This is a genomic window from Pseudomonas sp. R4-35-07, from assembly GCF_003852235.1.
Classification (GTDB): Bacteria; Pseudomonadota; Gammaproteobacteria; order Pseudomonadales; family Pseudomonadaceae; genus Aquipseudomonas.
In genome coordinates, this window is sequence record NZ_CP027732.1 from 4908864 (window position 1) to 4932619 (window position 23756).

Here is a 23756-nt window from a genome sequence, read left to right on the forward strand (position 1 = left end):
GCGGTGCCCTTGGATTCTTCGCGAGCAAGCTCGCTCCTACAATCGCGTCCGTAACAGGGGTAACACCGCCATCGTAACAAGGCGGTAACACATCCAATTGACTTCCCGTGTCCTCCTCACGACTATAGGCGTCCCGCCGCCGCCAACCCGGCGCTGAAGGGCGCAATCCAGGCCATATAAGCACTGCTATCAAGACGGTGCGCCTGTATAAACGAAGACTCACGCGCGTTACTCGCTGTTTCCAAGCGCCTGAACGAGGACCCTTTTCATGCCAGACATTACCCTGACCACCTTGCAGAGCCTCAAGCTCAAGGGTGAAAAAATCACCATGCTGACCTGCTACGACGCGACCTTCGCCCACGCCTGTTGCCAGGCCGGGGTCGAGGTGTTGCTGGTAGGCGACTCCCTGGGCATGGTTCTGCAAGGGCATGACAGCACGCTCCCCGTCACCACCGATGAACTTGCGTACCACACCGCCAGCGTCAAGCGTGGCAATGACGGTGCGTTCATCATCGCCGACCTGCCATTCATGGGGTATGCCACGCTCGAACAGACCTTCCAGAACGCCGGCAAACTGATGCAGGCGGGTGCGCACATGATCAAGGTCGAAGGTGCCGTATGGCTCGCCGAGTCGATCCGGCTGCTGGCTGAGCGCGGCGTACCGGTCTGCGCGCACATGGGCCTGACGCCCCAGTCGGTCAACCTCCTGGGCGGCTACAAGGTCCAGGGCCGCAATGAAGCCCAGGCACGCCAGATGCGCGCCGATGCCATCGCCCTGGAACAAGCCGGCGTCGCGATGATTCTGCTGGAGTGCGTGCCCAGTGAACTGGCCGCCGAAATCACCCAGGCCGTCAAAGTACCGGTGATCGGCATCGGGGCTGGCTCCGCCACCGATGGCCAGGTGCTGGTGCTGCACGACATGCTCGGCCTGTCGATCAGCGGCCACGTGCCCAAGTTCGTGAAAAACTTCATGGCCGGCCAGCCCAGCATTCACGCCGCACTGAGCGCTTATGTCAGCGAAGTCAAGGCCGTGACCTTCCCTGGCGCCGAACACGGATTCTCTGCATGAACACCGTTAAAACCCTGCGCGAACTGCGCGCCGCCGTGACCCACGCGCGCAACGCCGGCAAGCGCATCGGCTTCGTGCCGACCATGGGCAACCTGCACAGTGGCCACGCGACCCTGGTGAGCAAAGCTGCGCAGCAATCGGATTTCGTGGTGACGAGCATTTTCGTCAACCCGCTGCAATTCGGCGCCGGCGAAGACCTCGACAAATACCCGCGCACCCTCGCCGCCGATCAGGAACGGCTGCTGCAAGCCGGTTGCAACCTGCTGTTCGCGCCAACGGTGGAGGAAATGTACCCCGGCGGCATGACCGGCCAGACCCGCGTCAGCGTGCCGCTGCTGTCCGAAGGACTGTGTGGGGCCAGCCGTCCAGGGCATTTCGAAGGTGTCGCCACAGTGGTCAGCAAGCTGTTCAATATGGTCCAGCCGGACATGGCCGTATTTGGCCAGAAGGACTATCAGCAACTGGCGGTGATCCGTGCCATGGTGCATGACCTGAACATGCCGATCCAGATCATCGGAGAGCCGACCGTCCGCGCAGCCGATGGCCTGGCGCTGTCATCGCGCAATGGCTACCTCACCGAAGAGCAACGCGCGATTGCACCGGTGCTGTACCGCAGCCTCAGCCAGATTGCCGCCGCCATCAAAAGCGGTGAGCGTGATTTTGCCAGGCTGCGCGCCGAGCACATCCAGCAGATCGAAGCCGCAGGTTTGCGCATGGACTACCTGGAAGTGCGCCAAGGCGTGCACCTGCGGCCGGCCACGCCTGAGGATCGGGACATTGTGATTCTGGTTGCGGCCTATCTGGGCGCGACTCGCCTGATCGACAACCTGCATCTGACCCTCGACTGACCCCTGCCAACAGCCCGCCGATTGCCCTGATCGCTGTGCCGGTATAAAAAAGTACCGGCTACAGCGCAGACAAAGCCAAGACATATCGACACGCTAGGTTTAATGTAATCGCCCTGCGCGTATGGTTAGCGCTGTCCGGAACCCGTGGCCAGTTAAAAGACTGGATGTTCCGGATTTTGAAGTGTCCTAAAAGGCAGTCCCTGTAATAAAAAGGAAACCCGCAGCGATGGCGTACTACCGCACCCCTCATGACGTTACCGCGCTGCCCGCCTGGCAAGCGCTCAATCAACATCGCCAAGCCATGCAGGATTTCAGCATGCGCGAGGCCTTCAATGCCGACCCCCAGCGTTTTTCAGAATTCACCCTGAGCAGCTGCGGGCTTTTCCTCGATTACTCGAAAAACCTGATCACCGGCGAAACCCGCGACCTGCTGGTGGGCCTGGCCAACGAAGTCGGCCTTAAAGACGCGATCAACTCGCTGTATGCCGGCGAGCCGGTCAACTCCTCCGAAGGCCGCCCAGCATTGCACACCGCCCTGCGCCGTCCGGTAGGCGACAAGTTGTCGGTCAACGGCGTGAACATCATGCCGGACGTGCACAAAGTGCTGAACCAGATCACTGACCTGGTTGGCCGCATCCACGACGGCCTGTGGCGTGGCTACACCGAGAAGCCGATCACCGACGTGGTGAACATCGGCATCGGTGGTTCGTTCCTCGGCCCGGAGCTGGTCTCCGAAGCGCTGCTGTCCTACGCCCACAAAGGCGTGCGCTGTCATTACCTGGCGAACATCGACGGCAGCGAGTTTCACGAGCTGACCATGAAGCTGCGCGCCGAGACCACGCTGTTTATCGTCTCGTCCAAGTCCTTCAACACCCTCGAAACCCTGAAGAATGCCCAGGCCGCCCGCGCCTGGTACTTGGCGCAGGGCGGCTCGGAAGCCGAGCTGTACCGCCACTTCATCGCCGTGTCGAGCAACAACGCAGCGGCCGTGGCGTTCGGTATCCGCGAAGAAAACATCTTCCCGATGTGGGACTGGGTCGGCGGTCGTTACTCGCTGTGGTCCGCGATCGGCTTGCCCATTGCCTTGGCGATCGGCATGTCCAACTTCAAGGAACTGCTGTCCGGTGCCTACACCATGGACCAGCATTTCCAGAACGCGCCGTTCGAAGACAACATGCCGGTGTTGCTGGGCTTGCTGGGCGTGTGGTACGGCAATTTCTGGGGTTCGCAGAGCCATGCGATCCTGCCGTACGACCACTACCTGCGTAACATCACCAAGCATTTGCAGCAGTTGGACATGGAATCCAATGGCAAGAGCGTGCGCCAGGACGGCACGCCGGTCGCCACCGATACTGGCCCGGTCATCTGGGGCGGCGTGGGCTGCAACGGGCAACACGCTTATCACCAGTTGCTGCACCAAGGCACCCAACTGATCCCGGCTGACTTCATCGTGCCGATCGTGAGTTTCAACCCGGTCTCCGACCACCATCAGTGGCTCTACGCCAACTGCCTGTCCCAGAGCCAGGCATTGATGCTTGGCAAGACCCGCGCCGAAGCCGAAGCCGAGCTGCGCGAAAAAGGCATCCCCGAAGCTGAAGTGCAGAAACTGGCGCCGCACAAGGTGATCCCGGGCAACCGCCCGAGCAACACCATCGTGGTTGAACGCATCAGCCCCCGTCGCCTCGGCGCGCTGGTTGCCATGTACGAGCACAAGGTGTTCGTCCAGAGCGTGATCTGGGGCATCAACGCCTTCGACCAATGGGGTGTCGAGTTGGGTAAAGAGCTGGGCAAAGGCGTCTACAACCGCCTGACCGGCGCCGAAGAAACCTCGGCCGAGGATGCTTCGACCCAGGGCCTGATCAACTACTTCCGCGGCCGTCACCGCGGCTGATCCGGCGACTGCAAGGCCAATGTCCGTTTGGACATTGGCCTTGAACCCTCTCACCTCAGGGTGCATCTTTATGACTTGTCGCAAAACAAGAATAAGGAGCGCTCATGTTCGATATCAGCCAATTCCCCCGCGCCGATGCCGTCCGCCGGGCTGCGCAACTCAGTCAAGAGGACTATCAGCGCCTCTATCGCCAATCCATCGAACAGCCGGACACCTTCTGGGCCGACCAGGCCAAGGCCTTTCTCGATTGGATAACTCCGTGGCACACCGTCCATAGCGCCGACATCAACACCGGTGCTGCGCAATGGTTTGCCGGCGGCCAACTGAACGTCAGCTACAACTGCATCGACCGTCACTTGCCCCAGCGTGCCGATCAGCCGGCCTTCATCTGGGAAGGCGATGATCCGACAAAATCTTGCACCATTACTTACCGCCAACTTCATCAAAACGTCAGCCGCCTGGCCAACGTGCTGAAGAGCCGTGGCATAAGCAAAGGCGACCGGGTGTGCATTTATATGCCAATGATCCCGGAAGCGGCCTACGCCATGCTGGCCTGCACACGCATTGGCGCGGTGCACTCGGTGGTGTTTGGCGGGTTTTCACCGGACGCCCTGCGCGACCGCATACTGGATGCCGACTGTCGCACGGTGATCACCGCCGATGAAGGCGTACGCGGCGGCAAGCCGGTCGCGCTGAAACACAACGTGGATAAAGCACTGGCCAGTTGCCCGAACGTCAGCACCGTCCTGGTGGTCCAGCGCACCGGCGCAAGCGTGAACTGGAACGAAGGCCGCGACCTCAAGTATCAACAGGCCGTGGAGGCCGCGAGCGACGATTGCCCGCCCGAGCCGATGGATGCCGAGGCCCCGCTGTTCATCCTTTATACCTCCGGCAGCACAGGCAAACCCAAGGGCGTCTTGCACAGCACCGGCGGCTATCTGCTGCACGTGGCGATGACCTTCAAGTACGTACTGGACTACCGCGAGGGCGAAGTGTTCTGGTGCACCGCCGACGTGGGCTGGGTTACCGGCCACAGCTACATCGTCTATGGCCCCCTGGCCAATGGCGCTACGTCGTTGATGTTCGAAGGTGTGCCAAGCTACCCGGACAGCTCGCGCTTCTGGCAGGTCATCGACAAACACCAGGTGAATATTTTCTACACCGCGCCGACCGCATTGCGCGCCCTGATGCGTGAAGGCCACGGCCCGCTGCAAAGCACTTCCCGCGCCAGCTTGCGCCTGCTGGGCAGCGTCGGTGAGCCGATCAACCCGGAAGCCTGGGACTGGTACTTCAACGCCGTCGGCGAACAGCGCTGCCCGATTGTCGATACCTGGTGGCAGACCGAAACCGGCGGCATCATGCTCAGCCCGCTGGCCAGCGCCCAGCTTATCAAGCCAGGTTGTGCCACCCAGCCGATGTTCGGCGTGCAACCGGTGCTGCTGGATGAACAAGGCAAGGAAATCAGCGGTGCCGGCAGTGGCGTGCTCGCGATCAAAGCCAGCTGGCCGGGGCAGATTCGCAGCGTCTATGGCGATCCGCAGCGCATGCTCGACACCTACTTCAAACCCTACCCCGGTTACTACTTCACCGGCGACGGCGCGCGGCGCGATGATCAGGGCGATTACTGGATCACCGGGCGAATCGACGATGTTATCAACGTATCAGGCCATCGCATCGGGACCGCCGAAGTCGAAAGCGCCCTGGTGCTGCATGACCTGGTCGCCGAGGCCGCGGTGGTCGGCTACCCCCACGACGTCAAAGGCCAGGGCATTTATGCGTTCGTCACCCCAATGAATGGCGTCGAACCCAGCGACGCGCTGAAAAAGCACCTGCTGGAGTTGGTCAGCAAGGAAATCGGCAGCTTCGCCAAGCCGGAACTGATCCAATGGGCGCCCGCCCTGCCAAAAACCCGCTCCGGCAAGATCATGCGCAGGATTTTGCGCAAGATTGCCTGCAACGAGCTGGACAGCCTGGGCGATACCTCGACGCTGGCCGACCCTAGCGTGGTGGATGGCCTGATCAACGCACGCCTGAACCGATAGCAACGCTTGAACGGATAGCAACACCTGAACCGATAGCCTCGAAATAACCCCCGGCCTGTTCAGGCCGGGGCTGTTAAACTGCGCGCCCCCTTTGTACTCACTTACCCGCAAGCAAGGCGCGCTCCATGACTCCCTTGAACCAGGCGCTGCGCGCCGCTCTCGATCATCGCCAAGACCTGATCAGTGAACTGCATGCCCAAGGTACCGATTGCTACCGCTTGTTCCATGGCAGCCAGGAAGGCGCCGGCGGCCTGACAATCGACCGCTACGGTCCGCAATTGTTGGTGCAAAGCTTCCACCAATCCCTGCAGAGCGCTGAGCTGTTGGACCTGCACCAACTGATCAACCACTACATGGGCCTGGAGTTGCTGCTGGTATACAACGACCGCTCCCGGGGCAATTCGCGCATCGACCGTGAAGACGCGGTATACCGCGCCGAACCTGCCGCACTGGAAGACCTGATCGGACACGAATGGGGGCTGAACTACCGTGTGCGTGGACGGCATGCCGGGCAGGACCCGCTGCTGTTTCTCGACCTGCGCAACACTCGCGGCTGGGTCAAGGACCACAGCGCCGGTAAAAGCGTGCTCAACCTGTTCGCCTACACCTGCGGCGTCGGCTTGAGCGCCGCTGCCGGTGGCGCACGCGAGGTCTGCAACCTGGACTTTGCCGAGGGCAACCTGGCCGTAGGGCGCGAGAACGGCCTGCTTAACCCGCATGTGCCGACGATGGAATTCGTGCAGTCCGATTATTTCCCGGCCATTCGCCAACTGGCCGGCCTTGCGATCACCCAGCGCCGTGGCCAGAAACTGCCGAGCTATCCGCGCCTGGAACAGCGCCAGTATGACCTGGTGCTACTCGATCCCCCCGCCTGGGCCAAAAGCGCGTTCGGCACCGTCGACCTGTTGCGCGACTACCAAAGCCTGCTCAAGCCGGCATTGTTAGCCACCGCCGATAATGGTGTGCTCATTTGCTGCAACAACCTGGCGAAAGTGAGCATGGAGGACTGGCGCGAACAGGTGCTGCGTTGCGCGGAAAAAGCCGGACGCCCTGTACGCGATTGGCAGGCCATGGCGCCGGGAGCCGACTTTCCGTCGAAAGATCAGCAACCTCCGCTGAAGACCCTGATCCTGCAATTGTAGGAAGTTTCCCAAGCCCTGCGGTTCTTCGGAACCGAAATCCCGTGCCATACTCCAAGGCACTCTCGTTCGACATAGATGGCGTCACCCATGCCCAAAGGATTGATCCGCGCCCTAGGCGCCTTGTTGACCGCCCTTGCGTTGTACAGCTTGCTGGGCTTCCTGATTCTGCCCGGCATTGCCCTTCGCATTGCCAACCAACAGTTGGCCGATTACGCGACGGTACCGGCGCGTATCGAGCGTATCGAGCTCAACCCGTTCAGCCTGGAGCTGACGCTATGGGGCCTGAAAGTTGGTGAACCGGGCAAGGAACAGCTGGGTTTCGAGCGCCTCTACGCCAACCTGCAGATCGACAGCCTCTGGACCCGCGCCCTGCACCTGGCCGATGTGCAACTCGATCAGCCCAAGACCGAACTGCTCTTCGACAAGTCCGGTCAACTGAACCTGGCGCAGTTGTTCAAGTTGCCGCCGAGCGAACCAACCCCCGCCGACCCCGATGCCAAGCCTTTCCCGCTGCGTATCGACAGCATCAAGCTGGCCCGCGGTTATGTGCACTTCCAGGATCTGCGACCCAGCGAACCCATCGAATTTCTCTACGACACACTCGACTTCGAGCTGAAAAACCTCAGCACCTTGCCGGAAGATAACGCCGACATGACCCTGGTGGCCGCCGGCCCCGAGGGTGGGCAGATCGACTGGAAAGGCAACTTCAGCCTGGTACCGATCACCTCCGAAGGCTCGCTGAAAGTCACCGACGGCAAGATGAAAGCCTGGTGGCCGTACGTGCGCGATGCGTTGCCGCTGGTGCTCGAGGACGGTGTGCTCAATTTCAGCACCGACTATAAATTCAGCCTGGCCAAAGAGACCGAACTGAACCTGACCAACACCGCCGCCAGCATCGCGCCCTTTGCGATCAAGGCGCCGGATGGCCGACCCTTGGCACGCCTGGAACGCCTGGACGTCAGCGAGACCACGGTGGACCTGGCCAAACAGAAGGTGGTGATCGGCAAGATCCGCAGCAACAAGCTGGAAACCTGGGCTGCCCGCGAAGCCGATGGGCAACTGGATTGGCAAAAGCTGTTCGCCAGCCAACCCGCAAAACCGGCCAAACCCCCGGAGCCCGCCTCCGCGCCAGCCACGGCCGATGCGCCTGAAGCGCCACCGGCGGCGCCGAACAAACCCTGGCAAGTGCTGCTCAAGGATGTGCAACTGCGCAATTACCAGGTGCACTTGGCTGACCGTCAGGCCAACCCTGCGGTAGCACTGGAGCTGGGCCCGTTGAACGTCGACGTGCAGAACTTCGACAGCCTCAACCAGAGCCCTTTTACCTTGAAGGTCGACACCGGCTTGGGCAAGCAGGGCAAGATTCAGGCAACCGGCGAGGTCAACCTGAACCCGGTCAGCGCCAAGCTGAAGGTGAACACCCAAGACATCGACCTGCGCGTCGCCCAAGCCTACATCAGCCCGTTCATCCGCCTGGAGCTGCGCAGCGGCATGCTCGGCAGCAACCTGGACGTGAACCTGAAAAGCACCGAGCCGCTGGCCCTCCAGGTCACCGGCCGGGCGCAGATAGATCAGCTGCACACCCTCGACACCCTCAAGTCCCGCGACTTCCTCAAATGGCAGCGGCTGGTGCTGGAAGGCGTCAACTACCAGCATGGCGACAGCCTGACGATCGACAAGGTCAACCTGCTGCAGCCCTATGCGCGCTTCATGATCAACGATGACCGCACCACCAACATTGACGACCTGCTGATTCCACAGCCGGCCGACAGCAGTACCAAGCCAGCGGCCAAGTCGGCATCAAGCAAAGACAAGCCACTGGGCATCCGCATCGGCCAGATTGCGATCAACGACGGCTCGGCCAATTTCGCCGACTTCAGCCTCACGCCCAACTTCGCCACCGCGATTCAACAACTCAACGGCCAGATCGGCACCATTGACAGTCGCCAGGCCAAGCCGGCCAGCGTCGACATCAAGGGCAAGGTAGACCGTTATGCGCCAGTGACCATCAAGGGCAGCGTGAACCCGTTTGACCCGATGGCGGCGCTGGACATCGCAACCAGCTTCAAACGCGTCGAGTTGACTACCCTGACGCCGTACTCGGGCAAATTCGCGGGCTTTCGAATCCGCAAAGGTCGCCTGAACCTGGACTTGCATTACATGATCACCAAAGGCCAGTTGAAGGCCGAGAACAAGGTGGTGGTCGAGCAGCTGCAACTGGGTGAGAAGGTCGACAGCGCCGATGCCGTGGACTTGCCGATTCGCCTGGCAATTGCCCTGCTCAAGGACAGCGACGGCAAGATCTCCATCGAACTGCCAGTCACCGGTGACTTGAACAACCCACAATTCAGCGTGATGCCGATTGTGTGGCAAACCCTGCGTAACCTCGTGGTGCGCGCAGCGACGGCACCCTTCAAGTTCATTGGCGGGCTGGTTACCGGCGGGGGCTCGGAAGACCTGGGTAATGTGTCGTTCGCCGCTGGCTCCAGTGAATTGAATAAAGACGCCGAAGGCGCCCTCAACACGCTGGCCAAGGCACTCAAGGAACGCCCTGCCCTGCGCCTGGAAATCGAAGGGACCGCAGCGGCCAGCAGTGACGGCCCGTTGCTGGCCGCACAACGGCTGGAGCGTGAGTACCAGTACAACTACTACAAAATCCTGCAGCGTCGCGGCGATAAAGTCCCGGCCCAGGCGTCATTGCTTGTGGTGCCGGAGAAGGAAAAGCCGCCTTTGCTGGAAGGCATTTACCGTACCCGCCTGAAACAGCAACCGCCGGCCGAATGGAAAGACCTGGGTAACGATGAGCGCACAGCCAGGCTCAAGGACGGCGTGATCAAGTTCTGGAGTGGCAGTGACGTGCTGCTGCGCCAACTGGGCCAGGACCGCGCCAGTACCATCAAGGACTATCTGGTGGATAAGGCGCAGCTGGAAGACGACCGCGTGTACTTCATTGATGCGCAGTTGGGGCAGGCCGAGAAGGATGGCCGGGTCGTTACGCCGATGCACCTGGATGCTGAGTAACCCTAAGCTCACCTAAAACAAGATGTGGGAGGGGGCTTGCTCCCGATTGCGGTGTAACAGTCGACATATCATTGACTGACCTACCGCTATCGGGAGCAAGCCCCCTCCCACATTTTTTAATCCTCGTCTGGCCGGCAAATTATTGCGCACCAAATAGAACAGGCCCCGACACAGAGTGCCGGGGCCTGTAATGACCACATCCGTGTGGTCGGTCGCATGAACTCCAGAGGTGCATGGGGTGGATATCTGACTCACCCTACGCCGCCGCCATCCAGTTCAGACGAAACCTGCAGCGTTACTCTGCTTTCAGGCCATCGGCCGATACAGCTTTAACGCCTTTGATTTTCTTGGTGATCGCAACAGCCGTTTCTTTCTGCGCGGCGGTCACTGCGGTAGGGGAAGACAGGGACACAACGCCTTTGTTGGTTTCAACCTTGATGTCGGTGCCAGGAATACCTTTCTCGGTAACCAGGTCAGCTTTCACTTTGGTGGTGATCCAAGTGTCGCTGGTGGCGCCTTTGGCGTCAGCCGCTGCACCTTTGGTTTTGTCGATGCCGTCAGCCTTGGTAGCGCCGCCAGCCAGCAGGCCATCAGCAGAAACAGCGGTCACACCTTTGATTTTCTTGGTGATCGCTACGGCAGTCGCTTTCTGCGAGTCAGAGATAGCTACGTCGGAGGACAGGGAAACCACGCCTTTGTTGGTTTCAACCTTGATGTCCGAACCTGGGATGCCTTTCTCAGTCAGCAGGTCAGCTTTGACTTTAGTGGTGATCCAAGTGTCCGAGGTAGACTCTTTGGCTTTGGTCACTTCACCTGCCGCCAAGGTCATCGGGGCTTGGGAAGTCTGAGCAAAGGCTACGTTAGCACCCATGGCCAGAGTCAGAGCGGTAGCAGTAGCGAGAGCGAACTTCTTCATACGAGTAACTCCTGTTTTATTAAAAGACTGCAGTACATAAATCTTGGTGCTGCAGCGCTACTAGGGTTAGTGCAGGCAGTGTGCCAAGTCGCCACACAGCTAAAACTCTTTATAAAACAACAAGTTAAAAAAACATCTGATTTTCGTAATCGTGCAACTTGCATGAAGGTCATCGTGCCTGCATGCAAGTTGCGGCTTTTGGGAGGGGCTAAACAGCTGATTCCGCTTCACTTTCTCGCACGCATAAAAAAAGGACTCCGTAGAGTCCTTTCTTTCAGCGTGAAGCTTGCGGGTAATTAAACGCCCGAAGCCTTGGCTGCTGCTACGTCCTTGATGGACAGTTTGATACGGCCGCGGTTGTCCACGTCCAGTACCAACACTTCCACTTCCTGGCCTTCTTTCAGAATGTCGGTCACTTTCTCAACGCGAGCGTCGCTCAGCATGGAGATGTGCACCAGACCGTCTTTGCCTGGCAGGATGTTGACGAAGGCACCGAAGTCGACGATGCGCTCAACCTTACCGACGTAGATCTTGCCGATTTCGGCTTCAGCGGTGATGCCCAGGACGCGCTGACGGGCAGCTTCAGCCGCTTCCTTGGTTTCGCCGAAGATCTTGATCGAACCGTCGTCTTCGATATCGATCGAGGCCTTGGTCTCTTCACAGATCGCACGGATCGTCGCGCCGCCTTTACCGATGACATCACGGATTTTGTCGGTGTCGATTTTCATCGCGATCATGGTCGGAGCATTTTCCGACAGCTCGGTACGCGACTGACCAATGATCTGGTTCATCTGGCCGAGGATGTTCAGGCGCGCTTCCAGGGCTTGGCCCAGGGCGATTTCCATGATCTCTTCGGTGATGCCCTTGATCTTGATGTCCATCTGCAGCGCGGTCACGCCTTTGGCGGTACCCGCTACCTTGAAGTCCATGTCGCCCAGGTGGTCTTCGTCGCCCAGGATGTCGGTCAGGATGGCGAACTTCTCGCCTTCTTTAACCAGGCCCATGGCGATACCGGCAACCGGCGCCTTCATCGGCACACCGGCGTCCATCAATGCCAGCGAAGCACCGCAAACGGAAGCCATGGAACTGGAACCGTTGGACTCGGTGATTTCCGATACAACACGAATGGTGTACGGGAACACGTCAGCAGCCGGCAGCATGGCCTGGACCGAACGACGGGCCAGACGGCCGTGACCGATTTCGCGACGGCCAGCACCACCCATGCGACCACACTCGCCCACCGAGAACGGAGGGAAGTTGTAGTGCAGCATGAACGGGTCTTTTTTCTCGCCTTCCAGGGTGTCCAGCAGCTGTGCGTCACGGGCGGTGCCCAGCGTCGCGACTACCAGGGCCTGGGTTTCACCACGGGTGAACAGCGCCGAACCGTGAGTCTTCGGCAAAACGCCGACTTCAATGTTCAACGGGCGTACGGTGCGGGTGTCGCGACCGTCGATACGCGGTTTGCCGTTCACGATGTTTTCGCGAACGGTGCGGTATTCGATTTCGCCGAAGGCTGCTTTGACTTCGCTGGCGGAAGGCTGGCCTTCTTCACCGGACAGCTTGGCCACGACCTGGTCCTTCAACTCGCCCAGGCGAGCGTAACGGTCGGCCTTGACGGTGATGGTGTAGGCATCGGAGATGGCAGCGCCGAACTCTGCGCGGATAGCGCCCAGCAGTGCGGTGGCTTCAGGCTGTGGAGCCCAGGCCCAGGTTGGCTTGGCAGCTTCGGCAGCCAGTTCTTTAACGGCGTTGATCACAACCTGGAACTCGTCGTGAGCAAACAGTACGGCGCCCAGCATCTGGTCTTCGGTCAGCTCTTTGGCTTCCGATTCAACCATCAATACCGCTTCCGAGGTACCGGCAACGACCATGTCCAGGCTCGAGGCTTTCTGTTGCTCGTAAGTCGGGTTCAGCAGGTAGCCGGTGCTTTCGTGGAACGCAACGCGAGCGGCGCCGATCGGGCCATCGAAAGGAATGCCGGAGATGGCCAGTGCAGCCGAAGTACCGATCATCGCAGCGATGTCCGGATCGGTTTTCTTGCTGGTGGAAACGACGGTGCAGACAACCTGCACTTCGTTCATGAAGCCTTCTGGGAACAGCGGACGGATCGGACGGTCGATCAGTCGGGAAGTCAGGGTTTCTTTCTCGGAAGGACGGCCTTCGCGCTTGAAGAAACCGCCAGGGATCTTACCGGCAGCGTAAGTCTTTTCCTGGTAATGAACGGACAGAGGGAAAAAGCCTTTGCTCGGGTCAGCGGTCTTGGCGCCAACCACGGTCACCAGTACGGTAACGTCGTCGTCAACGGTAACCAGCACTGCGCCGGAGGCTTGACGGGCGATACGGCCTGTCTCGAGGGTAACGGTCGACTGACCGAACTGGAATTTTTTGATAACCGGGTTCACGGTGTCCTACCTTCTTTGTGGCTCTTGGGGAACTTGTTTTCTTGCGAAATTCTTGGGCAATGTCGGGAATCGGCCCAACCCTTGTCCAGGGTAAAACGTGTATCCAGATAAAACTTGAGGCTGGGAGCCTGCCATGGGCCAGCGGGAATCCCACTGACACACGGCAGACAACCAACCTCTAGCGCAATCGCTGATTAGCGACGCAGACCCAGGCGACCGATCAGAGCCTGATAACGACCCAGATCCTTGCCTTTCAGGTAGTCCAGCAGCTTACGGCGCTGGTTTACCATGCGGATCAGACCACGACGGGAGTGGTGATCTTTACCGTTGGCCTTGAAGTGACCTTGCAGTTTGTTGATGTTGTGGGTCAGCAGTGCAACTTGCACTTCTGGCGAACCAGTGTCACCAACAGCTTGCTGATAGTCAGCTACGATTTGTGCTTTTTCTTGAACGTCGAGAGCCATGAGGCAGTCCTTTTTTTCAGGAAACCATCCAAAGGATGATCTCAATAGGCCGAGGGCATACCCTCGTATCTATAAATGAGAAGTGACCATGCCTATTAACAGCCACCCTCGTTCGGTCATTCTGACCGAATCAGTCGACGCGGCGCGATGCGCCCGTCTTCGCTCACTTCACCGATACCGATAAAGCGACCGTTATGATCCTGTACTCGCACCATGCCGAACTTCGGGGCATCCGGGGCGCGTACCGGCTGGCCGTTGAGCCAGTAGAACGCGCTGTGCTCCGAGAAGTGCAGCAATGGCCAATCCAGCAAACCGCTGTCCGAGGGCATCAGGAAGCGATCTACCGCTTCGTTGCCGCCTTCGGCGTGTACCGCTTCGAGCTCTTCCAGCGTGACCGTCTGGGCCAGGCTGAAAGGGCCGGCCTGTGTACGTCGCAGTTCGGCAACGTATGCGCCACAGCCCAGTTGCTCACCAATATCTTCCACCAGAGTACGGATATAGGTGCCTTTGCTGCAGTCCACGGCCAATCGGGCGGTGTCACCTTCACAGGCGAGCAATTCCAGCCGGGCAATAGTAACAGAACGCGGTTCGCGCTCCACCACTTCGCCCGCACGCGCCAGCTTGTAAAGAGGTTGCCCGTCACGCTTGAGAGCCGAGTACATAGGCGGTATCTGGCTGATTTGCCCACGGAAAGCGGGTAAGGCGGCTTCAATATCGGCACGACCAACGGTCACATCGCGAACCTGCAACACATCACCTTCGGCGTCGGCCGTGGTGGTGGTCTTGCCCAGTTGCATCAGGGTTTCATAACCCTTGTCGGAATCGAGCAGGTATTGCGAGAACTTGGTCGCCTCGCCAAAGCACAACGGCAACACGCCGGTGGCCAGCGGGTCGAGGCTACCGGTGTGCCCGGCCTTTTCGGCATTGAGCAGCCAGCGAACCTTCTGCAACGCGGCATTGGAGGTAAAGCCAATGGGCTTGTCGAGCAGAATGATGCCACTGACGTTACGGCGGATACGTTTGACCTGAGCCACCGCTTACTCCTTGGCGTCTTCAGGTGTGGACGGGTGCTGGCTGTCTTCAGCCACGGCGCGCTCGATCAGTGCCGACAAATGTGCGCCACGTACGACGCTTTCGTCGTAGTGGAAGTGCAACTGTGGAACGCTGCGCAATTTCATTTCACGGGCCAACTGCATGCGCAGGAAACCTGCGGCCGAGTTGAGCACCTTGATGCTTTGCGCGATTTCTTCGCTGTTGTCCTGGCCCATCACGGTAATGAAGATTTTGGCGTGACCCACGTCACGGCTCACTTCAACGGCGGTGATGGTGACCAGGCCAACGCGCGGGTCTTTGACTTCGCGACGGATCAGTTGAGCCAGCTCACGCTGCATCTGATCGCCGATACGTTGGGTACGGCTGTATTCTTTTGCCATGTCTTGTTACCTGTTGCTGCCACACGGTGAAACCCGTGGGGTCTGAAAGCGGCAAACGCCCGGCCTGACAAAAGCCAGACCGGGCGTTGCGTTTAGAGTCCGTACGCTGCGCGGGGCATTTGCATGCCCACACGCGGCGTGGCTCCGGAAGTGCGCGAGTTAGAGGCTGCGAGCAACCTGGACCTTCTCGTAGACTTCGATCTTGTCGCCAGGCTTGACGTCGTTGTAGCTCTTGACGCCGATACCACACTCCATGCCGGCACGTACTTCGGAAGCGTCATCCTTGAAGCGGCGCAGGGATTCCAGCTCGCCTTCGAAGATAACGATGTCTTCACGCAGTACACGGATTGGACGGTTACGGTGCACAACACCTTCAATAACCATGCAACCGGCGATCGCGCCGAATTTCGGCGAGCGGAACACGTCACGCACCTCGGCAACACCCAGGATATTCTCCCGAACGTCGCTGCCAAGCATGCCGGTAAGGGCTTTCTTGACGTCTTCGATGATGTCGTAGATGACGTTGTAGTAACGCATGTCCAAGCCTTCCTGCTCGACGATCTTGCGAGCGCCAGCATCGGCACGCACGTTGAAGCCGAACAGTACAGCGTTGGAAGCCAGTGCCAGGTTGGCGTCGGATTCGGTGATACCACCAACACCGCCACCGACAACGCGCACTTGCACTTCGTCGTTACCCAGGCCGTTCAAGGCGCCGTTCAACGCTTCGAGGGAACCGCGTACGTCAGATTTGAGGACGATGTTAAGCGTCTTCTTCTCTGCCTGGCCCATGTTCTCGAAGATGTTTTCCAGCTTGCCGGCGTGAGCACGAGCCAGTTTGACTTCGCGGAACTTGCCTTGACGGAACAGAGCCACTTCACGGGCTTTCTTCTCGTCGGCAACCACGCTCATCTCGTCGCCAGCGTCCGGGGTACCGTCCAGGCCGAGGATCTCGACAGGGATGGAAGGACCGGCTTCCTTGATTGGCTTGCCGTTCTCGTCGAGCATGGCACGCACGCGGCCATAGTTCGAACCGACCAACACCATGTCGCCTTGGCGCAGGGTACCGTCTTGAACCAAGACGGTTGCAACCGGGCCGCGACCTTTGTCGAGACGCGATTCAACCACAACACCACGGCCTGGAGCCGATGGAGTTGCTTTCAGTTCGAGTACTTCAGCCTGCAGCAGGACTGCTTCGAGCAGTTCGTCCACGCCAGTACCGACTTTGGCCGAGACCGAAACGAACGGCGTATCACCGCCCCACTCTTCGGACGTCACGCCGTGAACCGACAGTTCGCTACGGATGCGATCGAGATCGGCGCCCGGCTTGTCGATCTTGTTCACTGCAACAACCAGTGGAACGCCAGCGGCCTTGGCATGCTGGACAGCTTCAATGGTCTGCGGCATCACGCCGTCGTCCGCTGCAACGACCAGGATCACGATGTCAGTCGCCTTGGCACCACGGGCACGCATTGCGGTAAACGCGGCGTGACCTGGGGTGTCGAGGAAGGTGACCATGCCGCGCTCGGTTTCAACGTGGTACGCACCGATGTGCTGGGTGATACCACCGGCTTCGCCAGCAGCTACCTTGGCACGACGGATGTAGTCGAGCAGGGATGTCTTACCGTGGTCAACGTGGCCCATTACGGTCACGACTGGCGCGCGGGAGAACGTCTCGCCTTCAAACTTCAGGGACTCGGCCAGGGAATCTTCCAGGGCGGTGTCGCTGACCAGGGTCACTTTGTGGCCCAGTTCTTCGGCTACCAGCTGAGCAGTTTCCTGATCAAGCACCTGGTTGATGGTCGCTGGAGTACCCAGTTTGAACATGAACTTGATGATTTCAGCAGCCTTGACCGACATCTGATTGGCGAGATCGCCAACGGTGATGGTCTCGCCGATCTGCACATCACGCACGACAGGGCCGGTTGGGCTCTGGAAACCGTGGGCGTTGCGTTTTTTCAGCTTGGCCTTGCCGCGACCACCGCGACGGAAGCTATCGCTCTCTTCGTCGGTAGTACGTGGGGCAACGCGTGGAGCAGGCGCTTTCTCTTTGACCGAGGCACGATGTGGAGCGTTTTTACGCTCGCCATCGCCACCACCACCGCGACGATTGTTATCGTCGGCACGTGGTTTGTCCGGACGACGAGGTTCGTCGCGCTTGCGGGCGTCTGCTGCAGGAGCAGGTGCGGCAGCCACCGGAGCGGCCTCACGCACAGCTTCAACAGGCGCGGCAACCGCGTCAGTGTTAGCAGGTTGCGCAGCAGTAGGCTGGCGACGCGCTTCTTCTTCGGCGCGACGCTTGGCTTCTTCTTCAGCCTTCTGACGAGCAGCATTTTCTACTGCGCGACGCTCTTCAAGTTCGCGTTTGCGCTCGGCTTCGATTTCTTCCGGGCTGCGCTGTACGAAGACTTTCTTCTTGCGTACTTCAACGCTGATGCTCTTGCTACCCGCTACACGCAGGGTGCTGGTGGTTTTGCGCTGCAATGTAATCTTGCGCGGTTCTTCCACTTTCGCCTTGTGGCTGCTCTTCAAGTGAGTCAGCAAAGACTGCTTCTCACTATCGCTCACACCTTCATCGGCGGCGGTGTGCGGCAGACCTGCCTCACGCATCTGCTGCAACAGGCGCTCTACCGGTGTTTTGACCTCATCGGCCAGTTGTTTCACCGTGACTTGCGTCATGCACTTCTCTCCTCAGGCCGCGCCTAATTACTCGAACCAATGGGCTCGGGCGGCCATGATCAACTTGCCGGCACGATCTTCGTCAATGCCGTCGATGTCGAGCAGATCGTCAATAGACTGCTCGGCCAGGTCTTCGCGGGTAATTACGCCGCGCACCGCCAGTTCCATCGCCAAATCCTTGTCCATACCCTCAAGCGAGAGCAGGTCTTCGGCCGGATGGGCGTCTGCCAGCTTTTCCTCAGTAGCGATGGCTTTAGTCAACAAACGATCCTTGGCCCGAGCGCGAAGCTCGTTGACGGTGTCTTCGTCAAAGCCGTCGATGTTGAGCATTTCTTCCAACGGTACGTAGGCAATCTCTTCCAGGCTGGTGAAGCCTTCATCTACCAGCACCTGAGCCAGGTCTTCATCGACTTCCAACTCTTCGATAAAGTTGCGCAGGATGTCGCCGGTTTCAGCTTGCTGCTTAGCCTGGATGTCCGATTCGGTCATCACGTTCAGGGTCCAACCGGTCAGTTGGCTGGCCAGACGCACGTTCTGACCACCACGACCAATGGCCTGAGCCAGATTGTCTGCGCCAACGGCGATGTCCATTGCATGGGCATCTTCGTCAACGATAATTGCCGCCACTTCAGCTGGCGACATGGCGTTGATCACGAACTGCGCCGGGTTATCGTCCCACAGGACGATGTCCACACGCTCACCGCCCAACTCACCCGACACTGCCTGGACGCGCGAACCGCGCATACCAATGCAAGCGCCCTGCGGGTCGATACGTTTGTCCTTGGAGCGGACCGCGATCTTGGCGCGCGAACCCGGGTCGCGGGACGCAGCCATGACTTCGATCAGGCCTTCGGCAATTTCCGGCACTTCGATACGGAACAGCTCGATCAGCATTTCCGGCGCGGTACGCGACAGGATCAACTGAGGGCCGCGGTTCTCGGTGCGGATTTCCTTGAGCAGCGCACGCAAGCGCACGCCGACACGGAAGGTTTCGCGAGAGATGATGTCTTCACGGGCCAGCAACGCTTCAGCGTTGTTGCCCAGGTCGACGATCACGTTGTCGCGGGTGACTTTTTTCACGGTGCCGGAGATGATTTCACCCAGGCGCTCGCGATAGGCGTCGACGACTTGAGCACGCTCGGCTTCGCGAACCTTCTGCACGATGACCTGCTTGGCGGTCTGTGCAGCGATACGGCCGAACTCGATCGATTCGATCTTCTCTTCGACGACATCACCGACGTTGGCGCCAGGGTGCGTTTGCGCAACCTTGCTCGGCCAGGTTTCAATCGCCGGATCATCAAGATCGGCTTCTTCGACGACCGTCCAGCGACGGAAAGTCTCATAGGCACCGGTGTGGCGGTTGATTTCCACACGCAGATCAACTTCATCTTCAAAACGCTTTTTGGTAGCAGTGGCCAGGGCCAACTCCAGCGCTTCAAAAATCACGTTTGCCGGTACGCCCTTTTCATTGGATACCGACTCAACAACCAGCAGTACTTCTTTGCTCATCGTACGCCTCGCCTTTCGCAAGCCATTGGATCCGCGGGATCCGCGTCTCAGCCAAAACTGGGAATAATGTTGGCCTTGTCGATCATATCGATCGGCAACAGGAACTCATGGTCTTCTACCTGCACCACGACATCCTGCTCTTCTACACCGCGCAGAAGGCCCTGAAAGTTGCGTCGCCCTTCGAAGGGGGAGCGCAGCTTGATCTTCACTTGTTCACCGGCAAATTTTGCAAACTGCTCAATAGTGAACAGTGGGCGTTCCATGCCTGGCGAGGAAACTTCAAGGGTGTATTCAACGGCGATTGGATCTTCAACATCCAGGACACCGCTGATCTGACGGCTGACAATGGCACAATCGTCCACCAGCACGCCGCCCTCTTTATCGATATAAACGCGCAACATTGAGTGGCGACCTTGAGCCGAAAACTCAATACCCCAGCATTCATAGCCTAGGGCCACGACCACCGGGGCCAGCAAGGCCTGCAACTCTTCTAGCTTGCTCGACACCTGAACCCCCTCGTGCATGTATGTGCATGCTGTGCAAAATAAAAAAATGGGCGAAACGCCCATCCTTGAAACGCCGTCGAACAGCGGCGTTGAAAGTGTCCAGCTAACAAAAAGCCCCTTAAAAGGGGCTCCGCTAAAACTGGTTGCGGGGGCCGGATTTGAACCGACGACCTTCGGGTTATGAGCCCGACGAGCTACCAGACTGCTCCACCCCGCGACAAAGCTGGGGCGGAAGTATACGACCGATCCCTTACAGGGTCAATGTAACCTTCCACCTACAAGAAAGCCCGCAACAGCGGGCTCTCCTGATAATTGGTACCGAGAAGGGGACTCGAACCCCTACACCCTATGGGCACAACCACCTCAAGGTTGCGTGTCTACCAATTCCACCACCTCGGCAATACAGCGTTTACAACCTTCTTACTTCTGCTCTTGAGCTGGAGGCACGTCAGTCGCTGGAGTAGCCGACTTTTGCTCTTGAAGCACCGGGACATCATCAGAAGCCGGTTTTGCTTTTGGTACTTCCAACACCGCTGGGTTTGGCAAACCTACTTGAGTCAGCACATGAGCTTTCTCTTTAGCAAAGTAACCTAACCCTAAGCTGGTTATGAAGAAACCGGCGGCAAGTATAGCAGTAAACTTACTAAGAAAGGTAGAGGAACCTTGGCTTCCGAATACAGTATTTGAAGCACCTGCACCGAAAGACGCACCAGCATCCGCACCTTTGCCCTGTTGCAACAAAACCAGGGCAACTACGCCCAGGGCAGCCAACAGATGAAAAACGACTACGACTGTTTCCAGCATTTTTTCAGTTTCCCGCGGCGCGACAGATCGCACCGAACTCATCTGCATTCAGGGAAGCTCCACCAATGAGCCCCCCATCGATATCCGGCATGCCGAACAGTTCGACCGCATTGGCCGCCTTCACGCTGCCGCCGTATAGAAGACGCACACCTTGTGCGACTTCAGAATTCTCTGCCGCCAACTGCGCGCGGATGGCTGCGTGCACATCCTGCGCCTGTTGCGGTGTAGCAGTCAGCCCGGTGCCAATGGCCCAGACCGGCTCGTAAGCAATGACCGCTTTTGCAAACGCACCGACACCCAGCTCTTCGATGATGCTGCCCAGCTGACGCGAGACAACTTCAAGTGTCTTGCCCGACTCACGCTGCTCAAGGGTTTCCCCAATGCACAACACTGGAATCAAGCCACAAGCCTGTGCTGCTGCGAACTTGCGGTTGAGGGTCCCATCACGCTCGCCCATCATCTGACGACGCTCGGAGTGCCCGACAAGCACATAGGAACAACCCGCATCAACCAGCTGACTCGGCGAAATCTCACCGGTCAACGCACCTTGCATGGGCTCCACCGCAGAATTCTGCGCGCCGACCTGAATCGACTTACCCTTCAAGCCATCAACCACTTGGTTGATATGCAAGCAAGGCGGGAACACCGCGACATCAACACCGCCAGGCAAGGCCAAGTGACGAAGGCCATTGATCAGCTCAGCGACACTGGCGCGGGTACCGTGCATCTTCCAGTTACCAGCTACCATAGTGCGACGCATGCTGTACCCCGTCGGTCAAAGTGGGCGCAGATGTTACCCAACCACATCACCACTGGCAAGCCGAATTCAGGCGCAAACTTCAGTTACCAGTTTTGCCAGGTCTTCGGCATGGCCGCGAACCTGTGTTTCGTCCTCGCCCTCGACCATCACCCGCACCAGAGGCTCTGTGCCGGACTTGCGCAATAACACACGCCCACGCCCAGCCATCGCCTGGGTCACGCGCTCGCACGCTTCTTTGACAGAAGGGTGCTCGATCGGGTTTGCGCCACCGGCGAAACGTACGTTGAGCAGTACCTGCGGACACTTGCGCAGCGCCTGTCGCGCTTGGGCCAGGCTTTCCTGACGGCGACGCAAGGCCAGAAGCACTTGCAGCGCAGCGATAATAGCGTCGCCCGTCGTGGTGTGCTGGAAGCACACCACGTGACCCGAATTCTCGCCGCCCACCAGCCAGTTGCGCTCCAGCAGCTCGGCGATCACATAACGATCACCGACATTGGCCCGAATGAACGGAATGCCCAGCTCCGCCAATGCCAACTCAAGCCCGAGATTACTCATCAGGGTGCCAACGACACCGCCCTGCAGCTTGTTTCGCTCATGCAAGTCTCGGGCAATGATGAACAGCAGATCATCGCCATCCACGATCATGCCGGTGTGATCCACCATCAGCACGCGGTCGCCATCGCCATCGAATGCAATGCCCAGGTCCGCATGCTCAGCCAGAACGGCCGCCTGCAACTGCTCCATGTGCGTGGAGCCGCAGTTGTCGTTGATGTTCAACCCGTTAGGCTGGGCCGACAGCACGGTGACCTGCGCACCGAGTTCCTTGAATACGCTCGGCGCCACTTTGTAGGTCGCGCCATGGGCGCAATCGACGACAATCTTAAGCCCGGCAAAACTGGTGCTGCTCGGAACGCTGCTCTTACAGAACTCGATGTAGCGGCCGGAGGCATCATTGATGCGCGACACTTTGCCCAGCTTGCTGGACTCCACCACCGTCATCGGAGCATCCAGCAGCTCTTCGATCATCAGCTCGATCTCGTCCGGCAGTTTAGTGCCCTGCCCCGAGAAAAACTTGATGCCATTGTCATCATGGGGGTTGTGCGAAGCACTGATCACGATACCGGCTTCAGCGTGAAAGGTACGCGTCAGGTAGGCGATCGCCGGCGTCGGCATAGGGCCCAGCAGCATTACATCGGCGCCGGCAGCGGACAACCCGGCCTCCAGCGCGGATTCAAACATGTAGCCCGAAATACGCGTGTCCTTGCCAACCAGGATGCGGCACGCGCCCATGCTGCGGAACGCCATACCTGCCGCCCAACCCAGCTTGAGCATGAAATCCGGTGTAATCGGGTATTCACCGACCCGACCACGGATACCGTCGGTGCCAAAATATTTTTTAGTCATGAGTGCTCCATCATTCTTATTCGGCTGATTCTACAGCGGCGATCATGCGCACCACGTCCACCGTCTCGGCAACGTCATGCACACGCAAAATACGAGCGCCCTTGGTCACGGCAAGCGCAGCCAGCGCGAGGCCGCCAAACAAGCGCTCACCCACCGGGCGATTCAAGGCCTGCCCTATCATGCTCTTGCGCGAAACGCCGACCAACAGGGGCCGACCGAGGGCATGCAGGGCTTCCATATGTTTGAACAGGCTTAAATTATGTTGCAGGGTCTTGGCGAAGCCAAACCCCGGATCAAGGATGATCTTTTCAGGACCAATGCCCACGCGGGCACATTGAGCGACCCTGTCGGCAAGAAAACCACTGACTTCGCCCACCAGATCCTCGTAGTGCGGATTATCCTGCATATTGCCGGGCTCGCCCAGCATATGCATCAGACACACAGGCAGTCCAGTCGCCGCAGCGGCGTCGAGAGCACCGTCACGCCGCAACGCACGCACATCATTGATGAGCCCCGCCCCCAGGCGCGCAGTCTCACGCATCACTGCCGGCGTTGATGTATCCACGGAGATGATCACATCCAGCTCACGGGCGATGCGCTCGACAATCGGCGCCACCCGTTCCAGTTCCTCCACAGGAGAAACAGCGCGAGCCCCAGGCCGAGTCGACTCGCCGCCGACATCGATCAACGTTGCACCGGCAGCCACCATCGCCTCGGCATGACGCAGCGCGGCATCCTGCTGGCTGAAGCGGCCACCATCGGAAAACGAGTCTGGAGTGACGTTAAGAATGCCCATGACATGTGTATGGGCCAAATCAAGAACCCGGTTGCCGCAAGGCAACCGGGTGGAGGACGACGCGAAAATCATT

General features: G+C 59.1%; 18 protein-coding genes and 2 tRNA genes. 6 read left to right on the forward strand and 14 right to left on the reverse strand.

The genetic code is table 11. The features are described 5' to 3' along the window. Nucleotides 1–268 precede the first annotated feature (268 nt). From panB to C4J89_RS22475, 6 genes are all read left to right on the forward strand, one after another. Nucleotides 269–1069 carry a 3-methyl-2-oxobutanoate hydroxymethyltransferase gene (panB, locus tag C4J89_RS22450; protein WP_124364428.1) on the forward strand — a complete coding sequence of 267 codons (801 nt, stop codon included), beginning with the start codon at nt 269–271 and terminating at the stop codon, nt 1067–1069. Continuing rightward, nucleotides 1066–1917, forward strand: a complete 852-nt coding sequence (gene panC / locus C4J89_RS22455; protein ID WP_124364429.1) for a pantoate--beta-alanine ligase — start codon at nt 1066–1068, stop codon at nt 1915–1917. The genes panB and panC overlap by 4 nt, the downstream gene beginning before the upstream one ends. 226 nt (nt 1918–2143) lie before the next feature. Then, nucleotides 2144–3808 carry a glucose-6-phosphate isomerase gene (pgi, locus tag C4J89_RS22460; protein WP_124415611.1) on the forward strand — a complete coding sequence of 555 codons (1665 nt, stop codon included), beginning with the start codon at nt 2144–2146 and terminating at the stop codon, nt 3806–3808. Nucleotides 3809–3912: 104 nt separating this feature from the next. After that, on the forward strand, nt 3913–5850 hold the full coding sequence (gene acs, locus C4J89_RS22465) for an acetate--CoA ligase (RefSeq protein ID WP_124415612.1): 1938 nt from the start codon (nt 3913–3915) through the stop codon (nt 5848–5850). 125 nt (nt 5851–5975) lie between these two features. Then, nucleotides 5976–6992, forward strand: coding sequence for a class I SAM-dependent rRNA methyltransferase (locus C4J89_RS22470; protein ID WP_124415613.1), 1017 nt, complete (start codon nt 5976–5978; stop codon nt 6990–6992). A gap of 87 nt (nt 6993–7079) precedes the next feature. Next, nucleotides 7080–10013 carry a DUF748 domain-containing protein gene (locus tag C4J89_RS22475; protein WP_124415614.1) on the forward strand — a complete coding sequence of 978 codons (2934 nt, stop codon included), beginning with the start codon at nt 7080–7082 and terminating at the stop codon, nt 10011–10013. Nucleotides 10014–10308: 295 nt separating this feature from the next. Here the strand turns inward: C4J89_RS22475 and C4J89_RS22480 are convergent, their stop codons facing one another. The 14 genes from C4J89_RS22480 to folP form a co-directional block, all read right to left on the reverse strand. Beyond that, nucleotides 10309–10929, reverse strand: a complete 621-nt coding sequence (locus C4J89_RS22480) for a BON domain-containing protein (RefSeq protein ID WP_124364434.1) — start codon at nt 10927–10929, stop codon at nt 10309–10311. Between the two features lie 296 nt (nt 10930–11225). Next, nucleotides 11226–13331 carry a polyribonucleotide nucleotidyltransferase gene (gene pnp / locus C4J89_RS22485; RefSeq protein WP_124364435.1) on the reverse strand — a complete coding sequence of 702 codons (2106 nt, stop codon included), beginning with the start codon at nt 13329–13331 and terminating at the stop codon, nt 11226–11228. Nucleotides 13332–13525: 194 nt separating this feature from the next. After that, the gene (gene rpsO / locus C4J89_RS22490; protein WP_003176135.1) at nt 13526–13795 is read right to left on the reverse strand and encodes a 30S ribosomal protein S15; all 270 of its coding nucleotides are present in this window, start codon (nt 13793–13795) and stop codon (nt 13526–13528) included. 116 nt (nt 13796–13911) lie between these two features. Further along, nucleotides 13912–14829, reverse strand: a complete 918-nt coding sequence (truB, locus tag C4J89_RS22495) for a tRNA pseudouridine(55) synthase TruB (RefSeq protein WP_027605370.1) — start codon at nt 14827–14829, stop codon at nt 13912–13914. A 3-nt stretch (nt 14830–14832) separates the two neighbouring features. Continuing rightward, the gene (rbfA, locus tag C4J89_RS22500) at nt 14833–15228 is read right to left on the reverse strand and encodes a 30S ribosome-binding factor RbfA (protein ID WP_003176137.1); all 396 of its coding nucleotides are present in this window, start codon (nt 15226–15228) and stop codon (nt 14833–14835) included. A 159-nt stretch (nt 15229–15387) separates the two neighbouring features. After that, nucleotides 15388–17904: a translation initiation factor IF-2 gene (gene infB / locus C4J89_RS22505; RefSeq protein WP_124364436.1), complete on the reverse strand. Its 2517-nt coding sequence runs from the start codon at nt 17902–17904 to the stop codon at nt 15388–15390. 27 nt (nt 17905–17931) lie between these two features. After that, on the reverse strand, nt 17932–19413 hold the full coding sequence (gene nusA / locus C4J89_RS22510) for a transcription termination factor NusA (protein WP_057725019.1): 1482 nt from the start codon (nt 19411–19413) through the stop codon (nt 17932–17934). Nucleotides 19414–19460: 47 nt separating this feature from the next. Further along, a complete protein-coding gene (gene rimP / locus C4J89_RS22515; RefSeq protein ID WP_164484568.1) occupies nt 19461–19919 on the reverse strand; it encodes a ribosome maturation factor RimP in 459 nt (152 codons plus the stop codon). A 140-nt stretch (nt 19920–20059) separates the two neighbouring features. After that, nucleotides 20060–20136 (reverse strand) — tRNA-Met (locus C4J89_RS22520). A 96-nt stretch (nt 20137–20232) separates the two neighbouring features. After that, a tRNA-Leu gene (locus tag C4J89_RS22525) sits at nt 20233–20318 on the reverse strand. A 21-nt stretch (nt 20319–20339) separates the two neighbouring features. After that, the gene (gene secG / locus C4J89_RS22530) at nt 20340–20723 is read right to left on the reverse strand and encodes a preprotein translocase subunit SecG (RefSeq protein ID WP_010206600.1); all 384 of its coding nucleotides are present in this window, start codon (nt 20721–20723) and stop codon (nt 20340–20342) included. Between the two features lie 4 nt (nt 20724–20727). Continuing rightward, nucleotides 20728–21483, reverse strand: a complete 756-nt coding sequence (gene tpiA / locus C4J89_RS22535; RefSeq protein ID WP_043051841.1) for a triose-phosphate isomerase — start codon at nt 21481–21483, stop codon at nt 20728–20730. A 66-nt stretch (nt 21484–21549) separates the two neighbouring features. Then, the gene (gene glmM, locus C4J89_RS22540) at nt 21550–22887 is read right to left on the reverse strand and encodes a phosphoglucosamine mutase (protein ID WP_124368380.1); all 1338 of its coding nucleotides are present in this window, start codon (nt 22885–22887) and stop codon (nt 21550–21552) included. A gap of 16 nt (nt 22888–22903) precedes the next feature. Then, the gene (folP, locus tag C4J89_RS22545; RefSeq protein ID WP_124364439.1) at nt 22904–23755 is read right to left on the reverse strand and encodes a dihydropteroate synthase; all 852 of its coding nucleotides are present in this window, start codon (nt 23753–23755) and stop codon (nt 22904–22906) included. Between the last annotated feature and the right edge of the window lies 1 nt (nt 23756).